The organism is Antarctobacter aquimaris, assembly GCF_900184945.1.
In the GTDB taxonomy this organism is placed as follows: Bacteria; Pseudomonadota; Alphaproteobacteria; order Rhodobacterales; family Rhodobacteraceae; genus Maliponia; species Maliponia aquimaris.
Map to the genome: position 1 here is coordinate 31,754 of NZ_FXYF01000021.1, position 20,326 is coordinate 52,079.

General features: G+C 66.5%; 21 protein-coding genes. 1 reads left to right on the top strand and 20 read right to left on the bottom strand.

Annotation, left to right across the window (positions count from 1 at the left end; translation table 11 throughout):
- From MAA8898_RS23280 to MAA8898_RS23305, 6 genes are all read right to left on the bottom strand, one after another.
- Positions 1-909 carry a dihydrodipicolinate synthase family protein gene (locus MAA8898_RS23280; protein ID WP_094023423.1) on the bottom strand — a complete coding sequence of 303 codons (909 nt, stop codon included), beginning with the start codon at positions 907-909 and terminating at the stop codon, positions 1-3.
- Complete coding sequence (locus MAA8898_RS23285) at positions 906-2,081, bottom strand: L-rhamnonate dehydratase (RefSeq protein WP_094023424.1); 1,176 nt, start codon at positions 2,079-2,081, stop codon at positions 906-908. Before MAA8898_RS23285 ends, MAA8898_RS23280 begins: the two co-directional genes overlap by 4 nt.
- Positions 2,082-2,094: 13 nt before the next feature.
- Complete coding sequence (locus MAA8898_RS23290; protein ID WP_094023425.1) at positions 2,095-3,111, bottom strand: 4-hydroxythreonine-4-phosphate dehydrogenase PdxA; 1,017 nt, start codon at positions 3,109-3,111, stop codon at positions 2,095-2,097.
- Complete coding sequence (locus MAA8898_RS23295; protein ID WP_094023426.1) at positions 3,108-4,388, bottom strand: TRAP transporter large permease; 1,281 nt, start codon at positions 4,386-4,388, stop codon at positions 3,108-3,110. The genes MAA8898_RS23290 and MAA8898_RS23295 overlap by 4 nt, the downstream gene beginning before the upstream one ends.
- Positions 4,385-4,948 carry a TRAP transporter small permease gene (locus MAA8898_RS23300; protein WP_094023427.1) on the bottom strand — a complete coding sequence of 188 codons (564 nt, stop codon included), beginning with the start codon at positions 4,946-4,948 and terminating at the stop codon, positions 4,385-4,387. The genes MAA8898_RS23295 and MAA8898_RS23300 overlap by 4 nt, the downstream gene beginning before the upstream one ends.
- Before the next feature lie 67 nt (positions 4,949-5,015).
- Positions 5,016-5,999 carry a TRAP transporter substrate-binding protein gene (locus MAA8898_RS23305; RefSeq protein ID WP_094023428.1) on the bottom strand — a complete coding sequence of 328 codons (984 nt, stop codon included), beginning with the start codon at positions 5,997-5,999 and terminating at the stop codon, positions 5,016-5,018.
- Positions 6,000-6,154: 155 nt separating this feature from the next.
- On the opposite strand from MAA8898_RS23305, the gene MAA8898_RS23310 reads away from it, so the two are divergent.
- Positions 6,155-6,808 (top strand): GntR family transcriptional regulator, encoded by a 654-nt coding sequence (locus tag MAA8898_RS23310; protein WP_094023429.1) that lies wholly within the window; start codon positions 6,155-6,157, stop codon positions 6,806-6,808.
- 146 nt (positions 6,809-6,954) lie between these two features.
- Here MAA8898_RS23310 and MAA8898_RS23315 read toward each other — a convergent pair whose 3' ends face one another.
- From MAA8898_RS23315 to MAA8898_RS23380, 14 genes are all read right to left on the bottom strand, one after another.
- Positions 6,955-7,395 (bottom strand): response regulator transcription factor, encoded by a 441-nt coding sequence (locus MAA8898_RS23315; protein ID WP_094023456.1) that lies wholly within the window; start codon positions 7,393-7,395, stop codon positions 6,955-6,957.
- A 62-nt stretch (positions 7,396-7,457) separates the two neighbouring features.
- Positions 7,458-8,240 (bottom strand): class I SAM-dependent DNA methyltransferase, encoded by a 783-nt coding sequence (locus MAA8898_RS23320; protein ID WP_176445297.1) that lies wholly within the window; start codon positions 8,238-8,240, stop codon positions 7,458-7,460.
- 174 nt (positions 8,241-8,414) lie between these two features.
- The gene (locus MAA8898_RS23325) at positions 8,415-9,239 is read right to left on the bottom strand and encodes a trypsin-like serine peptidase (RefSeq protein ID WP_094023431.1); all 825 of its coding nucleotides are present in this window, start codon (positions 9,237-9,239) and stop codon (positions 8,415-8,417) included.
- A complete protein-coding gene (locus tag MAA8898_RS23330) occupies positions 9,236-9,829 on the bottom strand; it encodes a hypothetical protein (RefSeq protein WP_094023432.1) in 594 nt (197 codons plus the stop codon). Before MAA8898_RS23330 ends, MAA8898_RS23325 begins: the two co-directional genes overlap by 4 nt.
- Before the next feature lie 17 nt (positions 9,830-9,846).
- Positions 9,847-10,431 (bottom strand): hypothetical protein, encoded by a 585-nt coding sequence (locus MAA8898_RS23335; protein ID WP_094023433.1) that lies wholly within the window; start codon positions 10,429-10,431, stop codon positions 9,847-9,849.
- A gap of 91 nt (positions 10,432-10,522) precedes the next feature.
- Positions 10,523-11,539, bottom strand: coding sequence for a DUF4438 domain-containing protein (locus MAA8898_RS23340; protein WP_217900531.1), 1,017 nt, complete (start codon positions 11,537-11,539; stop codon positions 10,523-10,525).
- Entirely contained in the window at positions 11,536-12,327 is a 792-nt protein-coding gene (locus MAA8898_RS23345) for a hypothetical protein (protein WP_094023434.1), read from the bottom strand. The genes MAA8898_RS23340 and MAA8898_RS23345 overlap by 4 nt, the downstream gene beginning before the upstream one ends.
- Before the next feature lie 9 nt (positions 12,328-12,336).
- On the bottom strand, positions 12,337-13,437 hold the full coding sequence (locus tag MAA8898_RS23350; protein ID WP_094023435.1) for a hypothetical protein: 1,101 nt from the start codon (positions 13,435-13,437) through the stop codon (positions 12,337-12,339).
- 34 nt (positions 13,438-13,471) lie between these two features.
- A complete protein-coding gene (locus MAA8898_RS23355; protein WP_094023436.1) occupies positions 13,472-13,942 on the bottom strand; it encodes a hypothetical protein in 471 nt (156 codons plus the stop codon).
- A gap of 12 nt (positions 13,943-13,954) precedes the next feature.
- Complete coding sequence (locus tag MAA8898_RS23360) at positions 13,955-15,730, bottom strand: hypothetical protein (protein WP_094023437.1); 1,776 nt, start codon at positions 15,728-15,730, stop codon at positions 13,955-13,957.
- A gap of 22 nt (positions 15,731-15,752) precedes the next feature.
- Positions 15,753-17,039 (bottom strand): hypothetical protein, encoded by a 1,287-nt coding sequence (locus MAA8898_RS23365; RefSeq protein WP_094023438.1) that lies wholly within the window; start codon positions 17,037-17,039, stop codon positions 15,753-15,755.
- Between the two features lie 30 nt (positions 17,040-17,069).
- Entirely contained in the window at positions 17,070-18,026 is a 957-nt protein-coding gene (locus MAA8898_RS23370; RefSeq protein WP_094023439.1) for a hypothetical protein, read from the bottom strand.
- Positions 18,027-18,420: 394 nt separating this feature from the next.
- Positions 18,421-19,377 (bottom strand): Gfo/Idh/MocA family protein, encoded by a 957-nt coding sequence (locus tag MAA8898_RS23375; protein WP_094023440.1) that lies wholly within the window; start codon positions 19,375-19,377, stop codon positions 18,421-18,423.
- Entirely contained in the window at positions 19,374-20,321 is a 948-nt protein-coding gene (locus MAA8898_RS23380) for an acetamidase/formamidase family protein (protein WP_094023441.1), read from the bottom strand. The genes MAA8898_RS23375 and MAA8898_RS23380 overlap by 4 nt, the downstream gene beginning before the upstream one ends.
- Positions 20,322-20,326: the final 5 nt, after the last annotated feature.

Consider the following 20,326-nt stretch of genomic DNA (forward strand, 5'->3'; position numbering starts at 1 on the left):
CTAGCGGCCCCACCTCAGGACCAGGGGGTCGAGAGGCCGCAGAAGGTCGATCAACCGGCCGCGGATTGCCGGGTGCAGCGGCGGGATCGGGTGGCGGCAGAACTCGGACTTGATCACCCCGCCCTCCACCATCGCCGCCTTGCAGCTTTGCCAACCGCATTGCCGGTTCTCGTGGTTGATCGCCATTGCCACCCGCGCATAGGCCGCGGTGGCCCCGTCGATATCGCCGGCACGGTGCTTTTCGATCACCGGCTTGATCTGGTCGACGATCATGCCGCTGGTCATCGACCCTGTCGCGCCGGCGTCCAGGTCGGCCAGCAGGGTGATGCCCTCCTCGCCATCGAACGGCGCCTCGATCGCGTCGCCGCCTTCGGCGATCAGCGCGCGCAGCTTGTTCGCGGCGCGCGGGCATTCGATCTTGAACAGACGCACCGCTTCGATCTCGCGCGCCATCCGCACCAGCAGCGGCACCGGCAGTTCGACGCCGGACAGGGGCGCGTCCTGCACCATGATCGGGATGCCGACCTCGCCGACGGCGCGGAACTGCTCGAACGTCTGCTCGGGCGTGCCCTTCAGGAGCGCGCCGTGGTAGGGCGGCATCATCATCACGATGTCGGCGCCCAGCGACTTGGCGAACCGCGCGCGGTCGACCGCGATCTGCGTGGCATAGTGGCTGATGGTCACGATCACCGGCACGCGACCGGCCACATGATCCAGACAGAGCCGCGTGAGGATCGCCCGCTCTTCGTCGGAGATCAGGAATTGCTCCGAGAAATTCGCCAGGATGCAGATGCCGTCGGCACCCTGGTCGATCAGACAGTCCAGGACACGCTTCATGCCGTCCAGGTCGAGCGGGCCATCGTCGTGAAACGGCGTCGGCGCGACGGGCCAGATCCCAGACCAGCTCATTCCACGATCTCGAAATGCTTGAGGTGTTTGTCGGAGATGGTGATCCCGAGGCCCGGCTTGTCGTCATCCAGTTGCAGATAGCCGTCGACCGCTTCGGGATCGCCCTCGAAGATGTAGTAGAACAGCTCGTTGCCGACCTCGACATCGAACACCGGGAAGTATTCGGAGATCGGGCAGTTCGTATTGGCCATGGTCAGATGATAGTTGTGCACCTGGCCGGCATGCGGGATCACCGGGATCTGCGCGGCCTCTGCGATGGCGTTGATCTTTTGCGCCGCGGTGATGCCGCCGACACGGTTGGTGTCGTATTGCAGCACGCTCACCGCCTTTTTCTCGATCAGGTCCTTGCAGCCGATGATCGAGAATTCATGCTCGCCGCCGGAGATGGGCACGATGTTCATCGCGTTCAGTTCGGCATATCCGGCCACGTCGTCGGCGATCACCGGCTCTTCCAGCCAGCGCGGTTCATACTTGGCCAGCTTGGGCAGCATCCGCTTGGCGTAATCCAGGTTCCAGCCCATGTAACACTCGAGCATCAGGTCCCTGTCATAGCCGATCACCTCGCGCAGGGCCTCCACGCGCTTGAGGTTCTCGCGCATCCCCGCCATGCCGTCCTTGGGGCCATAGCCGAACCGCGACTTGTAGGCGGTGTAGCCGTTCTTCATCGCCTCTTCGGCCTCGGCCTGCATCGTCTCGACCGGACCTGCATAGAGCTTGGAGTAGTAGACCGGGATTTTCTCTTTCGTGCGCCCGCCCAGCAGCTTGAACACCGGCTTGCCCACCAGCTTGCCCATCAGGTCCCAGATGGCGATGTCGATGGCGGAAATCGCCGTCATGCCGATCCCCTTGCGGCCCCAGGCATGGGTGCGGCGATACATCTTTTCCCAGATGTAGGCATAGTCGAACGGGTCTTCGCCGATCACCAGGGGGGCGTACCAGTCGTCGATGGCCTTCTTGACCACGGTCGGGGCCAGCGCGGCGTTGCCGATGCCGATGGTGCCGTCCTCGGTCTCGACCTCGCAGGTCAGCCATTGGTGAAACCGGAACGACGCCATCGCGTCGCCCTTCATCCAGAGCGCGTCAGAGGCATTGGTGCAGAAGTTGCCCGAGGGCGGCACCGTCGGCCCCGTCCAGTTCCAGACGCGGGTGCGGATGGATTTGATCTTGGTCATGGGGAATTCCTTGTCAGGCTGCCGCGCGGCTTGCGCGATGATTTCGGGCCATGCGGACGAGCAGGTTGAACGCCTGAAGCGTCGCGCCGACGTTCGCCTTGTTCTGTCCGGCGATGTCGAACGCGGTGCCGTGGGCCGGCGTGGCCACCGGGATCGGCAGCCCCCCGGCCACGGTCACGCCGCGGTCGAACCCCATCAGCTTGATCGCGATCTGGCCCTGGTCGTGGTACATCGTGACGACGGCATCCACCTCGCCCCGCTGCGCCTTGAGAAACACGGTATCCGAAGGCCAGGGGCCGGTGACGTTCTTCTGTTGCGCCTGCGCGGCGTCGATGACGGGCTTCAGCACGTCGATTTCCTCGCGGCCGAACTTGCCGTTGTCGCCCGCATGCGGGTTCAGCGCGGCCACGGCGATATGCGGCCGGGCGTTGCCCGCGCGTCGACAGGTGTCTTCGGCCAGGCCGATCGCCTGTTCGACCGCCTGTGTCGTGATCTTCCCGGCGACCTCCTTCAGGCCGATGTGGCTGGTGACACGCGTGGTCATCAGGTCGCCCAGAACGTTGATCTCGCTGTGGTAGCCGGTGAAGCCGATGTAGCGGGCGATGTAGCGGTGTTCGTCCTCGGCGTTCAGGCCCGCGCTGGTCAACGCGGCCTTGTTGAACGGCCCGAACAGGATCCCGTCCACCTTGCCCGCCATCGCCAGATCAAGCGCCTTGTCGAGGCAGCGCAGGCTGCACGTGCCGCCGGCGACCGTCACCTCGGCGATCTTCACGTCCTCGGGTGCGATGGTCTCCATCGGCAGCCAGGCCAGGCCCTGCTGGGTCGGGATGGCGTCTTCGTCGATCTGCACCAGGTCGATGTCCAGTCCCGCCTGGGCCGCGCCCTGCCGCCAGACATGTCCATCCCCGATCAGGACGATGTCGGCGGCGTCCTTCACGCCCTCTTCGTTCAGCAGCTTGGCGATCAGTTCCGGTCCGATCCCGGAAGGGTCCCCGGGAATGAGTGCGATACGCGGTTTCGGATCGGTCATTGGATGATCTCCGTAAGAGCGAGAGATACTTGCGGCACGTAGGTCACCAGCAAGAGGATGAAGGCGAGCACGCCGATGAACGGCAGGTTGGTGCGGGAGGTTTCCCAGATGCCCGCCTTGGCGATGGAACACGAGGTGATCAGCACCGAGGCGACGGGCGGCGTCTGCTGGCCGATGGCCAGGTTCAGCGTGACCATGATCCCGAAGTGAATGGGATCGATCCCCACGGCGTTGACCAGCGGCATGACCACCGGCACCACGAGTATGATCGCGGCGGCGCCGTGCAGGAACATCCCCAGCACGAGCAACAGAAGGTTGAGCAGCGCCAGCACGACCAGCGGATTGGTCGTGAACTCCGTGATCTGCTGGGCAAGCTGCTGCGGCACCTGCGCCTGCGTCAGGAACAGCCCCAGCGCCGCCGAGGTGGCCACCAGCAGCATCACGATGCCGGTCTGGCTGACGCCTTCCAGCATCACCTTGCGCAGGCGTGACACGTCCATGTCGCGATAGATGAACAGACCGATCACCAGCGCCGCCAGCACCGCGAGACCCGCGCCCTCGGTCGCCGTGACGATGCCGGAGAAGATGCCGCCCAGGATGATGACCGGCATCAGCAGAGCCCAGATCGCCTCTTTGAACGCGCGCCAGACGTGGCACAGGTCAAAGCCCTCGGCCCGGGGCAGGTCGTAGCGGATCGCCATGACATAGGTCACCGCCATCAACAGCACGCCGCCCAGAACGCCCGGCACCACGCCCGCCACGAACAGCTTGAGCACCGAGGTTTCGGCGATGGCGCCGTAGAGGATCATCGGGATCGACGGCGGGATGATGATCGCCAGCGAGGCCGAGGACGAGGTGATCGCGGCCGCCAGCGTGCGGGAATAACCGCGTCGCTTCATCTCGGGGATCAGCACGGTGCCGGTGGCCGCCACATCCGCGACGGCCGAGCCTGAGATCTCGGCGAAGACCATCGAGACGCCGATGTTCACCATGCCGAGACCGCCGCGCACAAAGCCGATCAGGGAGGACACGAAGTTGATCAGTCGCACCGAGATGCCCGAGGTGTTCATCAGGTTGCCGGCCAGGATGAACAGCGGGATGGCGATCAGCGGGAACGAGGTGGACCCCGAATAGAGCGCGATCACCATGTCGTAGAGCGTCGCGCCGCCCGGCGTCAGCAGCAGCCCGCCCAGGGCGACGATGCCGATGGCGACGGCGATTGGCACGTCGATGAGGATCAGCCCGATCAAGGCAACCGTTGTGATGAAAAGGATCATCGGGTGTCGTCCTTCCGCGAGATGTCCGCGTTTTCGCGCTCAGCCTCGGCGATGGCCTGCTCGATCTCGGCGTGTTCCGTGTCGATCCCGGCCGCTGCGTTCGCCAGGGCGCGCGGCATGGTCAGCAACGTCCCGATGATCATCAGCACTGCGGATATCGGGATGACCGACTGGACGATGTCCAGCGTCATCCACCGGATGCTGAGCAGCGAGTCCCACTTGGCGACGGCCAGCACGGCGTTGCCGTACCAGGCGACGACGGCGAAAAACCCGATCACCAGGAGTTCGGAGAACAGCGCAAGCGCCACCGCGGCGCGTTTCGGCAATGCCGTGACGAGGCCGCCAAAGCTCATGTGCTGGCGCAGGAACAGGGCGTAGGTGGCGCCGAAAAAAGTCAGCCAGGCCAGCAGCACGCTAGCGATTTCATCGTACCAGGACGGCGATGACCCCAGGTAGCGCATGGTGGTCGAATAGATGACCGACAACGCCAGGGCGACCAGAAGCGCCAGGCAAACAGTCTCAATAACCCACAAAAGGGCTTTCTCGAACTTGGCGACCATGTGGATGTGTCCTCGGGATGCGGAAGCGGCCGGCCGGCGGTAACGCCGGCCGGCGCAGTCCTGCGACTTACTTGGCCAGGGCCTGTGCGCGGGCGACCAGGTCGTCTCCGCCGTCGACCTGCTCGGCAAAGGCCTTGTAGATCGGCGCCGAGGCTTCGATGAAGGCCTGCTTGTCGGCCTCGTTGACCTCCATGCCGGCGGCCTTGACCTTGTCCACCAGTTCGTTGTCGGCGGCAGCGCCTTCGGCCAGGGCCCAGTCCTGGACCGATGCGGCGACGGTCCTGACGGCGGCCTGCACGTCCTCCGGCAGGCTGTTCCAGCTGTCCAGCCCCGTGGTCAGGTAGGCCGGGGAATAGACGTGGCCGGTCATGCTCAGGTATTTCTGAACTTCCTGGAAGTTTGCGCCGGTGATGTTGGTCAGCGGGTTCTCCTGGCCGTCCATGGTTCCGGTCTGCAAGGCCACGAAGACCTCGGAAAAGGACATCGGCGTCGGGTTGGCGCCCCACGACTTGAACATGGCGACGCGCCATTCCGAAGACGGCGTGCGGATCTTGAGACCCTCAAGGTCCGCCGGGGTATTGATCGGCCGCGTGTTGTTGGTGATCTGGCGGAACCCGTTTTCCCAGGTCGACAGCACCTTCAGACCGGACTGCTCGGCCTTGGGCGCGAGTTCGCTTTGCACGATCTCGGTATCGATCGCCTTGAGATGGGCGCGATCCTGGACAAGGAAAGGCATGTCGAACAGCGCGAATTCGGGCGCCACGTTGGTCATGATCGATGAAATCAGGGTGAACTGGACCGTGCCAAGCCGAAGCTTCTGCATGAGCTCCTTTTCATCGCCAAGCTGCGCATCGGCGTAGAACTGGACAACATGGGCATCGCCGAGTTCGGCCTGCAGGTCTTCGGCGAACTTGGCGGCGCTGCGTCCCTGCAGGCTGTTCGACGCGGCACCGACCGCCACGATGAATGTCTCGGCGGCGACCGACGCCGCAGACAGTGACAGGGCGCAAACCATCAAGCTGGCGGACACACCATTGCGAAGCGATTTCATTGAGTGGTCTCCTCTCCTTGCGGCATGCAGGCGTGCATTTCCGCTACATGTATTTTGTATACATGTGCAGAGTATGGACCGACAAGCCAAAACTGGATACCTTGTCCACGCATCGCCGATGTCTGAAATAAGCCATAATAAGTAGAGAGTTACCCATGGCTCCATCTATCGCCATAACCAACCGCTCTCTCCACGATCAGGTTGTGACCCGTGTTCGCGACCTGATCATCGAGGGCAAGCTGGAGCCGGGAAGCCGAATCGATGAGGCGCAACTCATCGAGGACCTGGGCGTGTCGCGGACGCCCTTTCGCGAGGCGCTCCGCACGCTCGCCGCCGAAGGGCTGGTGATCGTACGCCCGTCGAAAGGCAGCATCGTTCGGAAACTGACCCCCGAGGACGTGTTCTCGATGCTCGAGGTGCTGGGCCAGCTTGAGAGGCTGGCCGGTGAGCTCGCCTGCGTGCGAGCGAGCGACGAAGAGATCGGGGAATTGGTCGAGTTGCACGAGCGCATGATGGCCTGCTACCGCAAGCGCGACCGGATGCCGTACTACAAGTTGAACCAGGAGTTTCACTCGCGGCTTGCAGAGCTTTCGAAGAACGAGACGCTGAAAGAGATGCAGTCGAACATCCAGGCCAGGCTGAAACGCATTCGATACATCGGCAATCAGAAGCCTGACTCCTGGGACGGCGCGGTGGCGGATCACGAGAAAATGGTGCAGGCGCTGAAAGACAGGGATGGACCGGGCCTTGGCCAAGCCATGGAAAGCCATCTCATGAAGACCTGGGACCGCGTGAAGGACAGTATCTAGTTTGGTCGACCCCCTCCGAGTGATCCAGACTGAATGTTCGTGCGTGATCTCTGGACTTTCGGGACGATGCTTGAGGGTGCCCTGGACGTTTTTCAACGCGGTCCGCTCCGCGCGCCTATGGCAGGGGATCGGGGCGCTGTGAACGATCAGTCCTCGGCGGCCGGCGTCTCCCCGGACGCGCGCGTGATGAACAGATAGCGGACCAGGGCCGATCTGCGGGAGATGTTCAGCTTGGCGCAGGCACGCCGGCAGTGCTCGCGGACCGTGTGGGCGCTGATCCCCAGCTTGCGGGCGATCTCCTTGTCGGTCAGGCCCTCGGAGATCAGGCAGGCAACCTTGAGCTCGCGGTGCGTCAGGCGATGCGCAAACGACCGGTCATCTATGTTGGGCTGGCGGCGCGCGTCGCCGAAGACGACAAAGACATCGCCGTCGCACACGATGCGGCCCGCGATCTGATCGCGCAGGGCGCCGCTTGCCGCCTCGTCGGGGGCGGACACCCAGTCTTCCTGGGGAATCGCGGCGAACCGGCGGCCCTTCATCCGGAACTCCAGGATCTCCTCGCTCAGGTCCGACAGCCTGTCGGCCATCGACCCGGAACCGGCCGCTTGCAGCGGCACACCGGTGGTGCGCTTGTCGGCCGTAGGCGAAGTCACGCGCCCGGCTCCGTCGGACCGCGCGCGAGCCGGGCGACGACATGCACCCAGTCGCCGCTGCCCTCGGGCTCGGCCGGGCGCCAATCGAGGATCTGGAATCCCGACGCCGAAAGCCCCTGGCGAATCTCGTCGGCCGGATGCCAGCGCTGGCGATGCATTTCGGCGATCACCGGCGTCTCGCCTCGGACGCCTTTCCGCATCAGGATCGCGACCGCGCTGCCGCGCCCCTCCGGGTCCAGGTGCACCCGCCATTCCGAACGGATGTCGCCAATCCGCACGCGCTGGCGTCCGCTTTTCGCCCCCTTGTTCGCGCCCTCGGGGATGAAGTCGAACATCAGCGTCCCACCGGGACGCAGCGCCGCCGAAAACCCGCGAAACGCCGCGGCCAGGTCGCCCGGCTCGGTCAGGTAGTTGAGCGTGTCAAAGGTGCAGGTCAGCGTGGAAACCGGTGCCGGCAGCCGCAGCTTGCGAATGTCCATTCGGATCAGCTCGACCTGCTTGCCCGCCAGCCGGCGTTCGGCCAGGCGCAGCATGTTGGCGGACCGGCCCACTCCGACAAGCTGCCCGCCAAAGCGCGTGAGGTAGTGCAGGAAGCGCCCGGTGCCGCAGCCGACATCGGCGATGCTGGACAGGTCGGCACAAAACCGCCGATGGCTTTGCGAAAACGCGTCGATCAGGCTGGGCAGAACGGCCTCGCCCATGGCCTTGTCGTAGATCGCGGCAAAGGCCGAATAGGGTGGCACCGCGCGAGGATTGTTGGCTTCGGTGTGCAAATTCACCGTCCCCCTGGGCAACGCGTTGAAACCATGCAATCTATTACTTTCACTGGCCTGCGCATCAGCATCTGGCACGCCCGCCGAACGGGTCGATTTTACCGCAGCGGGCGGCGATTCGTAACCGTCGTCTGACATCTTTGGATTGTCTGGCATGGTGCGTTTCAACTTCTGGTTATCCTAATTGGTGATCCTTTGCAGAACACCGCGCTGGTGGCAGGCGTCGATGATCGCGCGGCGCACTGTCGGGGTGATGCGGATGCCGGTGTTGAAGTGCCCCACCGGCGCCATCGGCGCGCCCGGGCGACAGCCCCAGGGTCCCCGGCCCGAGGGCCGCGGCCCGCGCGTATGGATCGCGATGACATCCCTGCGGCCACCGCCCGTGTCCAACCAGACCGGCGCGCCGGAATGCCCGGGGCAGGTGTCGACGCTGTAGGCAATCAGCCGGCGCCCGATCCGGTCCATGCGTTCGGCGTGGCACCAAAGCTCGCCGCGCCGCTTGTCCGAGGGGTAGCCCGCGATGTGCGCCAGGCGGCTGTCCCGCGCGCGGACCAGTTCAGCCGTGCCGGGCGCGGTCAGGCGGAGGGCAGGGCGCAATCCGGGAAAGCCGCGTGGCAGGATGATCACGCCATAGTCAAACAGCGGGTTCGTCTGCGTGACAAAGGCCGGATGCGCATACCAACGCTGCGCCCAGATCGCGCCGAAGGGCCGGTGCGGGCCATTTCGGCCGGCGGTGACCAGGATCCTGCGCGGGCCGCGGCGGCGCAGCGGCGAATACAGGCAGTGGCCCGCCGTGACGACAACCCGGTCGCCGATCAGAAACCCGGTGCTGCCGGACAGGCGGCCGCTGCCGAAATCCCGCTCGACATGGCACACCGACGACAGGGGCGGGGTGACGTTTCGCACCCGCCAGCGGCCGTCGAAGGGGCCGAGTACCGCGTAGTCCATCGCCTCGACCATCCGGTCGAGCGGAAGCGGGGTCCGTATGACCCCGCCAACCGTCATGGCCTGGTGCCCTGGTCGTCCGCCGCGCCGTCGTCTTCGGGGGGGTCTTCCGGCACCTCGAAATCGACCGCGTCCCAGGCATCGTCGGGCGGCTGTTCGCCCTCGGGCTCCCTGGCCATGTCGAAGGTGTCCGGATCGTCCCAGTCTTCCCCGGGCGCGGCGTCACTGTCGGGCAGCGAAAGATCGGTCGCGCCGGCGTCCGGCAGGGCGAATGTGTCGATGGTGTCGTCTTCGGCGCTGTCGGCCAGCACGCGCCGCGTCAAGGCGTCCAGCAGGATGTCGGCATTCGGCCGCCCGCGCAGCCAATCGGCGGCATTGGTCAGAAACGCGCGCTCGTCGATGGCAAAGAGATCGTCGAGCGGCGCGTCACCCCTTGTCTCGGGACGCCGCGCCAGGGGATGTGCCCGCACGACGTTGTCCCGGGGCGGATCGGGCGCGGGGTCGGGATCGTCCATCTGCCTGTGCGGCGCGGGCGTCTTGCGGCGCCCGGACTTTGGCGGTCGCGGCGGAAAGCGACCCAGCAGGGCCTGCAACTCGCGGTCGACGAGCCGGTCGAGCGCGTCCATGTCTTTGGTATGATCGGCTTTCATCCCGGGGTCTCCTCTGTTCACTCTTCGAAGGTCCACGTTCTGGGCGCATAGGTGTCGGTTCGTTCCTGCCGCTGCAAAACGATCTCGTAGGCGTGCAGCATGCGCCGGTCGCCGGTGGTCCCGTAGCGCAGCGGTTTCTTGAACGTGCTGAGGTGCACCATGGCCTTGGACCGGTCGGGCACCCGCGGGCTCATCTGGCTGTACCGGCCCTTGCCCTTGCGGATCGAGGGCGACCGGATCTGCGAGGGCGGCGTGAAATGTTTCAGGACCCGGAACCCGGCCGGGATCGTCGTCATGCCGATGTCGATCGGGCGGATGCGTCCACCCAGCGATATCCGGTAGAGGCGCAACCCGGGACGAAAGAACGGGCGCAACCGCACCGGCAGCCGACGGATCATCTCCGCCGATGGCCTGGCGCGGCGGGCATGCTTCATCGTCTCGTCAAGCCAGGCGGCGGCCCGCAGCAGGTTCGACAGCCGGACGCCGTTGCCCCAGCCGCCCCAGTCGCGCAACACCAGCTGCCCGGCAGGGGTGCCCGGCGCCGCGGGAATGCCGGGGTGGAGCGGGAACGACGGCAGCGCGGGCGCCGATGTCGCCTCCATCCGGGCCGCCGCCCGGCACCGTCGGCACCGGCAGGGCCTGTGGCCGACAGCGGTGCCGTGGTGGAGCCTTGTTGCTAGCATGTTCATCGATCTACCTCCTGGCTATCCTGGGCAGCTTTTCGACGTCGGCGGTTATCCGGGGCGCAAGATGGGATGTCTTCTCGACGAAGGTGCGCTGCGGTTTCGCGGCGGCGAGACGCCGTACGCCGTAAAGGCGGGCCAGATTGGCGGTGCGGTCGAGCCGTGGCTTGAGTCTCGAGGCCGGCCCGCTGAGGATCGTTGTCACCCCGGGCCCGTGCCCGGCCACGGTGCTGTCGCTGTGCACCACGACCCCCACTGTCAGGTGCCCGCCGGAAAAGGACCGGCCATAGCGCCCGTCGGCATCGGTGATCGCAACGAAATCTCCGAACCGCAGCCGGTCAAGGCCGTAGTGCGCGACGACCCGCCGGTCGAACAGCTGGATGTCGTAGTCGCCGCGCGCCGCCGAGGATTTGCCCAGCCCCGATCCCATCAGGGCGGCCGGCACCAGGTGCGTGACGGGAATGGAAAGCCGTCCGCCATCGACGCGCACGCCCAGCCGCACGATCAGGTCGGGTGCGGCGTTCATCACCGCCACGTCCGGAAAGTCGAGCAGCCGCAGACCCTGGCCGATCGCCGCCACCTGGACCGGATCGCCCAGCCGCATCCTTCGCATCTGCGCCAGCGGGAAGTCGATCAGCACGTTCGCGACCCCGCCATGTTTGCCGGTGACGATGCCTTTTGCGCCGGCCGCCGGCCCGGCAGTCACCATGGCCACGTTGCCGACGCAGGCCAGGGCGTTCAGCGCCCGGTTCGCGGCGTCGCGCACGGATCCGCTGCTTTTTTCGGTGTTCCGGATCGACACGCCCGGTTCGAGGTGATCGGCGGCAAGCCCGACGCAGCGGTCGCCGATGCGGTGGCTGTAGGTGATACCGCCGGATCCCGGCAGCACCCGCAGCCCGCCATCCTGGCCGATGCGATAGGCCGAGCCCTTGGTCAGCGGCGGGGCGATGCGGCCCGAGACGCTGATCCGCGCCAATTCGCGCAGGTTCATGCGCGGCGCGTCTATGGCGACCGCGCGCCCGGTCACGGGGTCACCTCGCACCAGATCGCCGACGCGCCGCTCCAGGGGTCGTGCTCGTCGGAATAGACCGCATCGTCCGGTTCGTACTCGGCGTCGTCCTCCAGCGCGGCCGTGACCGCCCGCGGCGCCAGCACTTGCAGCGCCGCCACGCGGACCCCGCAGTCCAGTGCAAGCGCGACCGCCGGCGGTGGATCGGCGCCAAGTGCGGCCTGCGACAGCCGCCGGGCCGAGCCGCCCTCGACCATGCGGCAGTCGATGGATGCGCTGTCCAGGAACCGTACGAGCCGCGGCGTGTCGTCCGCGCCGATGTCGGTCAGGATCACCGGTGCCTCGACCATGTTCAGCGCCGCCAGGGCCGCCGCGTCGCGCGCGCAGACCGTCAGCGCCGAGATCGGCCCATCGCTGGCCGCGAATTGTTCGAGCAAGGTCGCGAATGTCTGCAGGCGGCGGGCGGCGCACTGGTCGAATTCCGGCGGCAGGCGGCTTTCGAACAGCAGGTCACCCACCCAGCAGAACTGTTCCAACTGGGTCGACCCGGTCCAGATCGCGTGCCATTGGCGCAGCGACGGCAGCATCGCCTCGGTGGCCTCGCCCTCATCGGCGAATTCGGGGTAATCGATGACCTCGAACCGTTGCAACAGGGCCCAAAGCCCCTGGACCAGCCACACCCGCCGCACCCTGGCCAGGGCGAGCGACAGCATCAGCCCGTGCTCGGAAAACGCAAGACGCCCGTCGATGATCAGGTCAGGGGATGTCGCGGATCGCCTGCTGCGTGCCGAAGGCAAATGTGTCATCGGTCAACCTCATGCCGGGATCCGCGCCGCGCTGCGCTTGGGCAACCCTTGCGACCAGCGCAGCTGATCGGTGACGCCGGGGAACCTCCGGCCTTCGGCGGTCATCCGGTAGGCCGCGATCCAGGCTTCGGCAAAGGCGGCGATCGGCCGGATTTCGGAGCGGAACACCTCGATGTCGATGGAGGTGTTGAAATCGTTGCCGGCGATGAATTCCAGGGCGCGCCGGCCGGCCTCGGCCATTTTCGAGCGTTGCGACAGCGGGGCATGACCCTTCAGGTGACGCTGCGAGATCTGTTCGATCACGTCCCATTTGTTGTTGGCGTCAAAACTTTTCAGGATGTCCGGCGACGCCAGCAGATCCAGCGTGGTCTGAAGGTACTGGCCGACCTCGTGGGTCAGCGCCAGGATGTTGCCATAGCTCGACCGGTCGAGGGCATAGCGCAGATCGGTCCCGAGCCGCTGGATCGACGCGATGTTGCCGTAGGGGCGGTCGTCGATCTGCTGCGAACCCTTGATCACCTCGCTGACCGTCAGGTCCCGGGTGTACTGCGCCATCGAGGACATGAAGGCGACGAACTGGTAGTGAAAGTTCTTGTTGACGACGGCGCCGGCCGGGGCTGGCCCCGCGCCGTAGTTGAACACGCGCCGATAGGCGATCATCCGGTCGCGGCGCGAATAGCGCAGCGGCTTCCATTTCTCCAGGATATACAGGCTGCGCGCGCCCGGACCCTGCTGAATCCGCAGGCGGCCCAACTGGAACAGCTTGCGCAGCACGTCGATCACCTCGAACACCTTCATGCGTTCGTGCTGATAGATGTAATAGAGTTCGGCCGTGGCATGCAGCTGGCTGGGAATGACGGCGGCGTCGAAATCGGGCTTGATCCGGTGGTAGGGCAGATCGCCGAAGGGTTTGACGCCTTCACCGCCAAAGCCGATCAGATCGGCAAAGCCGAAGCTTTCACCGCCGGTTTCCTCCAGCAGCGCCTGGAACCTCTCTTCGAACTGGCGCTCGAAGGCGGCGCGCTCGTCTGCGCTGAGGTTGTTCAGTTCCTCGCGATAGAACCGCTGGAACAGCCGCTTCAGGGTTTCGTTTGTTTCAAAAGGTAGCATGGCGGAACCTCAGGTTGTTCGAGCCGCGGGGCAGTCAGGTCGCCGATTTCTCGGTTTCGGCGCAGATGTCGTAGAGCAGTTCCAGGTCGTTGGGCGCTGGCGGCGGGCCGTATTTGCCGGGATCCGTCTTGTGGATCTTCTCGAGATCCTCCGACAGCTTCTGCGAGGGTCTCTTGCCGCGGCCAGCCGAGATCATCGCGACCGATTTGACGTCCGGGTAGCCGGCCGCGATCAGGGAGGCCGCAAGCGGTTCGTCCTGTACGAATTTCCGGTCCCTTGCGTCGATTCCTACAACCAGCAATCGGTAGATCCGCAGGTAATGGGCCTTCTTCAGGTGCTGGACGTCCTTTTCCAGATCATCGATCCGGCTGTTGAGCTTCCTCAGCCAGTCATCGTTGCCGCCGGCCTCGGCGATTGCCTTGGCCGTGGCGTCGACCGAGGTCGAAATCGTCGTTCCGATGCCGGACAGCCGGGCGTGGAGAGCGGTAACGGGCACGCGGGCCATGATGACACCTCCTCAGGTCGATTTCTTGAGCCGGTTGCGATGCAGACCCTTGAACGGGATGTTGTGCACGAGCGTCTCCAGCGACACCTCGAACTGGTCGGGGATCGAGATGTCCAGGTCGCCGCAGGGCTCCAGCTCGACGCCGGACATCTCGCCCAGGCGGACCTCGGCATCGTCCAGCAGGGTCTGCACGACCGGCTCGGTGCCGACGGCGGTTCCCAGCAGCAGCTCGTGCCGGCAGCTGGACGACAGGTTGCGCAGCAGCCCGATCCATTCGCGCTCGGAGGCGCGTTGCAGGCACAGGATGCCCTGCATGGTGTCGGCACGCCGCGCGCGCTCGTCCTGGTTGTCGGTAAAGAACGCCGCGCCGCCGGGCAGCAGCAGCTGTTCATCGACGATGCTTTCCAGCGGACCGGTCAGCGCGTCGACCGAACGGTCGGTCTCGATTTCGTTCTCGATCGTGTGGCGGGCCGCGTCGATGACGAAGTGGAAGGCCGCGGCGTGGATTTCCGCCTCGCTCAGCCCGCCCTCGCTGGGTCCCTGGACCAGCAGATCGACCGCGCGGTCGATGTCGTACAGCGCCTTGCAGCCCACCGTCAGGATCTCGGCCGCATCGGCCTCGCAATTGCAGCAGAAGCAGTCCAGCGCCTGGGCGAACCGGCCACGCAGGGTGATCAGCCGCAACAGGCGCTCGGTCGTCGGGTCTGGCCCGCCGGCACCGTAGAGCCCGTAGAACAGGATCGGCGGCCGGGCGATATGCACCAGGCGATAACCCGAACGGGCGGCGCCGAAGGCATCGACGAAATACTGGATGCTGGTCAGGAAGTTGGTCAGCTGCGGGCTTTCGGGCTCGGCGACCTGGCGGCATATCCGCAGGAACCGCTCCAGCTGGGCGGTGGTGACGATCGACGTCGCCCCCAGCGCCCGCATCCCGTCCGGCGTGTGACCCGAGACAAGCGCGATCATCTCGTCGAAGAGGTTGCTGAGATAGCCCTCGTCGAGAAAGGCGCGCAGATCGGCGGCGCCCGCGCTCTCGAGCGCACGGCTGAGCTGCCGCAGGGCGGTCAGCCCCCTGGCCCATTCGTTGGGCGCATGCGCCTCCTGGGTGGACCCGACCAGGCCGCGCAGGGCGGCCATCACCGCCTCGCGCCGGACCTGCAATTCGTTCGAGGAGGATTGCAGGATCACAGAGGTGCCGCGCACGCCGCTCGCGGCCAACGCCTCGCCCGCGGTGACCAGGATCATCCCGCCCATGATGTCGCAGCTCTGGGCGAGCCGGCAGAACAGGCCGGCCTCGGCATTGGTGAGCGCGGCGAGGTAGCGCGAAAGCCGTGCATAATCGGTCAGGGTGCGGCGCGCGGCAAAGCTGCGGTCGCGCTCGCCGGAACTCAGCGCAAGGCGGGCAGAGGCAAGACCGTTGCGCGACGCGAGGCGTATCGCGGTCGCCCAGCCACGCATCTCGGCCTGGATGTCCTTCAACTGGCTTTCGTGGATCAAGGCGTCGAGATCCCGGTCGAGGTCGCTTTTCGCCTCGGCCAGTTCCACCCGCTCGGCGCCGTCAGTGGCCGCGATGGACGAGACGATGGTGCGCAACTGGACCGGCGTTCCGTCCCGTTCGCGCCGCAGGGCCTCGGCATCGCTGGCGAACCGGTCGAGCAGCGCCTTCGCCATCTGTTCGGGATCGGTGGGGTCCGAGACCCGCAGTGCCCGGCGGATGATGTTGTCGACAGTCACGCTGGTCGACGACCGCAGCGGGCTGACGGGGCCAGTGCCGTTGGATTGGGTCATTTCAGTCACCTTTCGATTTCACTCAAGCCGCCCGCCGCTGGTGCAGGACCGGCTGTTGCCGGTCGCGCGCCGCGTGTCTGGACAGATGATGGATGACGGCATTCGAAAGCGGACCGGCCGGTGCGCCGATCGTCAGGGCAAAGCGCGACGCGCTGACCAGGTGGCGCGGCGGCAGGTCAGGGACCTTGCCATGGGCCAGCACCAGCGCGCCGCGGCGAATGCGCGCCTCGTCGTCGCGCGAAAACGGGATGACATCGACCAGCGCGCGCTGCGCCAGGTTGCGGCGCGGCTGAAAGGCGATCTCGTCGACGATGGCGGGGATCACGGTGTCGGCCGAGGTCATCAGCACGCGCGGGATACGCCCGCCGCCGCCGGTGCCGTACAGGTCGCGCCAGACCTCGCGCGCCTTGGCCGCGTCGTCGGCGAACCCCTTGCGGCGCAGCATCTCGGCCAGGATCGGAACCCGGAGCAGGCCGGTCGGATGTGCGCCGCCGGGCTTGTAGGTCTTTGCCTTCGGCGCCGGATGGGCGAGGAATTCCATCATCCCCCAGGCCGCCGCCGTACCGCCCAGGCACACCGCGGCGAGGTCGGCGAATATCTCCTTGTGCCAGCGCCGGTAGATCGTCGCGACAAGCGGGTTTTCGCGCCGCATGGCAAGCCTCCGGGTCACCGCCTGCTGGTTTTCGTGCCAGATCCCGAGATCGGCCTGCAGATTGTGCGCCACCTCGTGCAGGAATACCGACTGCCAGGGGTTGTCGCGATCCCAGGGAATGCGGATCACCGGAAACGGGTTGGCGTCGCCCAGGAGCCGGGCAAGCGACACGCCGCGCCGCATGGTGGCGGGAGAGTAGCCGTGTTCCATGTAGGTCAGCGGACGCAGCAGACGGTGGTCGAACACCATCGGCGCGGCCGCGATGACCGCCTCGTAGCAATCGGCCGCGATGGCGTCATGCGCCGCCAGGGCCGGGGCAAAGCCGCCGTTGCGCTGACTGAATATCTCGAAGAGCATGCCAAAGGTGCGCCGCGCGCGGTCCACCTCGCGCTCGGCCAGCGCGATCGGCACCAGCACGTGCCGCGGATGCGCGGTGCTGGCGTGGCGGCGGAGGTGGGCGATCCGGCTTGCGATGCGTTTGTCGATCTGGGCGAGCCGGCTGTTCGCAACGGCGAAATGCGCGGCACTGGGGGCAAAGCCCGCATGTCTGGCGGGGATCCCGACGCGCTGCGGCGACAGCTTGGTCAGTCGACGGGAACGGGCGACGAGCGCGCGCACCTTGGCGTCGATGAACTCGCGTGTTGCGACGGCGATCATGGTCGGAATCCCCTCTTGTCGTTGCGTCGGTCAGGCGGCGGAGATCGTGATCCGGGTGGGACCCGGGATCGTGTAGCTGCGCGATCCGCCAACCGGGCGTGCCGCACCGCTCTTCTTGACGGTCATGACCGCCTTTGCCTTGGGCCGGGCCAACTTGCGGGTCATCGACGGGCTGCGCGCGACCTTCCTGGCGGCGGACTTGACAACCTTTGTCCGCAGCTTGGTCGGGGTGCCCTTGCGGGCGGCGATCTTCTTGGCCGACCGCACCAGCTGGGGCAGCGCACGCACCGCCGGACGGCCCTGCGCCCTGACCAGCGTCTTGGCCGCGGCCTTGACGTCCTTGACGGCCTGTTTCCGCGCCGCAAGGCTCATCCGCTTGCCCTTGCTCTTCAGGATCGTGCGGGCGCCGATCGCGGCGACGATGGGCATCGCGCGCGGATCGCGGGCCGCCAGTTCGGCAAAGGCCTCCAGCGCCTCTTCCTCGCTCGCCCCCTCCATCCGCAAGCGTCCCAGGAGCTTGGCCGCCTTGGCGCCGAGCTGGGCATAGGGATGCGGGATCTTGGACAGGATCGGCGAGGCGACGCGGGCGATCTTGCCGATGACCGGCGCGGCCTTCTTGAGCCCGCGGCCGACCTTCTTGGCGACCTTCTTGATGCCCCGGAACAGCTTGCCAAAGAACTCGTCCTCGTCCTCGGCCGCCAGCGCGTAGGCCAGCATCGTGTCCATCTCGTCTTCGTCGAACTCGTCGAATTCGTCGTACTCATCGAAATCGTTGTACTCGTCGTCGTACTCGTCATAGTCGTCGAATTCGGCGGTTTCTCCGAACTCGTCATATTCGTCGTAGTCGTCGAATTCGTCATAGTCGTCGAACTCGTCGTACTCGTCGAATTCGGCTTCGTCATCGAACTCGTCGCCGAAGGCGTCCGCAGCGCCTTCCGCCTCCTCGTAGGCGAGATCGTCGAGCATGTCTTCCTCGTAGAGAGCCATTTCGACACTCCTCTTTGGCTGCTACATCATGGCCCTGCTGGCCGACGGTCCGGTCGCCTCGGGCGATCTTCGGGCCTGCCTCAACGATGACTCCCGCAGGACCGTGCGGCAACTTCCCGTGACTGAGTGCCCGCGACGGGGACCGCGCTAAGAGGGACCGGGTTTGCGGTCCGCGTTTCGGGGTCGCCGAATTGGGGGACAAACCGGGAGGGTGCAAAGTGTCGGTTTGCTACGCAGGAAAAGACCCCGTCGGCGCTGGTGCTGGAGTGGGGGAGATTTCGAACGGTTTCAATGCGGTAGAAGCGGCGCCCCATGGGTCCGATCCGGACGCCGCCGCGCCTCGCCGGAGCCCGGGATGCCTTGCGCAAAGCGGCCAACCCCCGACCGACAAGACTCACGCCGTGAGCATGGTCTCCACCAATCGCTGGACGCGCAGCGCCTCTTGCGGGGTGGCCAGAGGGTGCGGCCGGCCCGCGAGGCACAGGAGCAGGGCGTCAAGCTGCGCCCGCAGGCCGGTGGCGCGGGGATCGGCCGGGCGCTCGGCGAGTTCCGTGAATGGGCCTCCATCCGAAACCGCGTCGACGGAGAAGTCCGTGATCCGGCGGCTGGTGGCGCGGCCCTTGATCGTCAGTTCCTGCCGGTCCGGCTGGGCGCCGCCGACAGAGGCCAGAATGCTGACCGGCAGCCCCGCCGCGTTCTCCAGCCGCGCGAGCAGATGCGTTTCGCACAGCGCGGGATCGGGCGGGTAGGTCGGATGGGCAAAGCGGACCGACAGCGGCCCGAGGATGCGTTCGGAAAAGAACAGGAAATGCGACAGCACCTCGCGGGTCATGCCGCCTTCGGCGCGAAACCGCAGCCAGTCGGCCCCGACCTGCCAGGCCCGCGGCCAGGCGGCATAGGTGACCACGATGTCGACCCCCACCAGGTCGCCAAGCGCGCCGTCCTTGGCGGCGCGCGCGACGCCGGTCAGCGCCGCCCCCGCGGCCTGGGTGAAATTGACTGCCGCAGGCACGCCGCTGGCCTCGATCGCCGCGACCATCGCCTCGGAGGCGGCCAGATCGACGCCCAGCGGTTTCTCGATGAACAGCGCCTTGCCGGCGGCGGCGGCCTCCAGCGTCAGCGCGCGGCGGGGCACGGGCGGACAGGCGAGATAGACCAGGTCGGCGGCGGCGATGGCGGCGGAGGCATCCGTGGCGATCGCCGCCTCGGGGGCCAGGGCGGCCGCCTGCGCACAGGCGTCCGGGTCCGGGTCCCAGAGCATGGCCGGGTCATATCCGTCGTGCGCCTGCATCTGTGCCAGCATCCGTCGCCCCATGATGCCCAGCCCGATGATCGCCGTCCTGACCGTCACGCCGGTTCTCCCATGCCCAGCAGGGATTTTTCCATCATCATGTGCACGCCCTTGTTGCCGTTCACCGTTTGCGTGATCCGCAGGTCCCCCGCGAGTGAGCAGAGCATGTAGGCATCTTCGCGCGATAGACCCGTCAGCGTGCAGATCCAGCCGATCATGTCGCGCAGCGCGCGTTCGGCGCAGCGGTTCAGGTCCTCGTGCAGGCCCAGGGTGATCAGGTGGGTCGGCGTTTCCGCGCGCGGGGTGGTCAAGCTCATGTCGTCGCGCAGGAGCAGGGTAAAGGTGCCGGTCAGCGCGGTCTCGATGGCGGTCACGCAGACCTCGCCGTCGCCCTGCGCGCCGTGCCCGTCGCCGCAGGAAAACAGCGCGCCCGGGGTGTGGATCGGCAGATACAGGGTGCTGCCGGCGACCAGTTCCTTGAGGTCCAGGTTGCCGCCGTGGGCGCGCGGCTGGATCGTCGAGATCCGCCCCCAGTTCGGCGGCGGCGCCACGCCCAACACGCCAAAGAACGGCCGCAGCGGCAGTTTCAGCCCCCAGGACAGAGTCGCGACACCGGCCTCGGCATCCAGCGGGATGTTGGTCCTGCGGGCGGTCTGGAACTCGTCGGGCAGGGTGCCCGCCAGCGGCCGGATGATGTTCCAGCCCCAGTCCTGGCGCAGCTGAACGTCGCGGATCCGCACCTCGAGCACCTGGCCCGGCTGCGCGCCGCGCACCGCGACGGGGCCGGTCAGGATATGCCCGGGCAACTGGCGCGGTGACCGCGCGTGGATCTCCAGCAATTCCGGCGGCACGTGAAAGCCTTCGGGCGGCAGATGCTCCGGGCTGCCCGAAACCGTCTCGATCACGATGGTGTCGCCGATGTCCACCTCGGCGACCGGCGGCAGGCTGGCGTCGAAATAGCCCCAGGCGCAGGTGTCCGGGCTGGCTTTGAGAAGCTGGGTCATGGGAT